The organism is Streptomyces sparsus (assembly GCF_054776295.1).
This window is the reverse complement of record NZ_BAAHCA010000963.1, coordinates 1-1,773: the sequence shown is the minus strand read 5'-3', so window position 1 is coordinate 1,773 and position 1,773 is coordinate 1. Positions and strand designations below refer to the sequence as shown.

General features: G+C 70.8%; 1 protein-coding gene and 1 pseudogene. Both read left to right on the top strand.

Annotation, left to right across the window (positions count from 1 at the left end; translation table 11 throughout):
• Positions 1–133: 133 nt before the first annotated feature.
• Positions 134–1,114 carry an ABC transporter substrate-binding protein gene (locus ACYVE9_RS25365; protein ID WP_461030227.1) on the top strand — a complete coding sequence of 327 codons (981 nt, stop codon included), beginning with the start codon at positions 134–136 and terminating at the stop codon, positions 1,112–1,114.
• A 77-nt stretch (positions 1,115–1,191) separates the two neighbouring features.
• Positions 1,192–1,773: pseudogene (locus ACYVE9_RS25360) on the top strand (hypothetical protein); the annotation flags it as partial.

The window sequence follows — 1,773 nt, the reverse complement described above, 5'->3', positions numbered from 1 at the left end:
GTGACGGGCCGTGGCGCGCCGCGTCCCCGACCGGCGGCACCGCGCGCATGCCGGGCGCGGCGGGTGGAAGACGGGACGACGAACCGCTGCCGGGCCACATACGGTGACCGGAGCCGATGTTGAGGAGCACCTCGTGAGCACGATCCGCATCCCCGCCCGCAGACGCCTGGTCGCGGCCTCCGCCGCCGCGCTGCTGGCCGCAGGTCTCACCGCCTGCGGCGGCGGCGACAGCCTGGAGGAGCAGGGCGGCAACCAGGACGGCGACAGCAAGGGGAGCCTGGTGGTGGGCTCCGCCGGTTTCACCGAGTCCAGGATCATGGCGGAGCTGTACGCCGCGGTGCTCGACGACGCCGGATACCGGACCAGGGTCCAGAAACTGGCCAACCGGGAACTGTACGAACCCGCCCTGGAAAAGGGCGAGATCGACGTCGTGCCGGAGTACGCGGCAACGCTGGCCGAATTCCTCAACGCCAAGGTGAACGGCGCCGAGGAGGCCGCGAAGAATCCGGTCGCGTCCAGCGACGCGGAGGAAACGGTGGAGGCCCTCACCGAACTCGCCGAACCGCGCGGCCTGACCGTGCTGGAGGTCGGCGAAGCCGTCGACCAGAACGCGTTCGCGGTCACCGAGAAGTTCGCCGAGGACAACAAGCTGAAGACGCTGAGCGACGTGGGCGAAGCGGAACTCGACATCACGCTCGCCGCGGGTGACGAGTGCGACCAGCGTCCCTTCTGCCGGCCCGGTCTGGAGAAGACCTACGGCATCAACATCACCGAGGTCGACCCCAAGGGCGTCGGCACCGTACAGGCCAAGCAGTCGGTGAAGGACGGCACCAACGACATGGTGCTCACCACCACCACGGACGCCACGCTGGACAACTTCGGCCTGGTGCTGCTCGAGGACGACAAGAACCTCCAGAACGCGGACAACGTACTGCCGGTGGTCAATTCGGACGACGCCGGTGACAAGGACATCGCCACCGCGCTCAACCGCCTCACCCGGGAGCTGACCACCGAGGACCTCACCGAGCTGAACCGCAAGGTCGACGCCGACCGGGAGAAAGCCGAGGACGTCGCGATGGAGTACCTCAAGTCCAAGGACCTGCTCGGTTCCTGACCGGTCCGGGTAAACACCGGAGAACAGTTTTCCCGGCGGCCTCCCGAGCAGCGGGCACGCACGGTAAGTTTCAGGCCATGCCACGAGGACGCCACCGCCATGCGCCGCCATTGCACCGGCTGCTCGCCCCGGCGGTCATCGCCGCCGCCGCACTGACCTGCACGGGCGGTGCCCTGCTGGTCGGCGGTGGTGGTTCCACCGCCTGGGTCTTGCGCGGCCTGTGCGTGGGCGCGGCTGCCGCCGCCGTCACCGGCGCGGCCCTGATGCGGCGTTGGGACCGGGCCGCCGGGCAGCGGGTCGCGGAGGTCAAGGCGGGGCGCGCCACGCTGGAGTGGCGGGCCGAGGAACGCCAGGCCGAGTTGGAGACCGACCTCGACGAGGCACGGGAGATCCGCGTCAAGTTGGAGGACGTGCTGCGCCGCAGGCGCGCCGAACTGGAGAAGCTGCGCAACGAGCACGCCGCCCTGCTCCGCCGGTACGCCACCGCGGAGACCGAGCGGGCCACCGCCCTGGAGGGGCGCCGGCAGTTGGCGATAGCCGCGTCCGAACCCGCCCGGGAGCTCACCGCGGACCCGGCGGACCACCGCCGGGCCTCCGGGGCGCCCACCCCGCTCACCTATCTCCAGGCCGGCGAGGCCCTGCGCCACCTCACCCGCAGC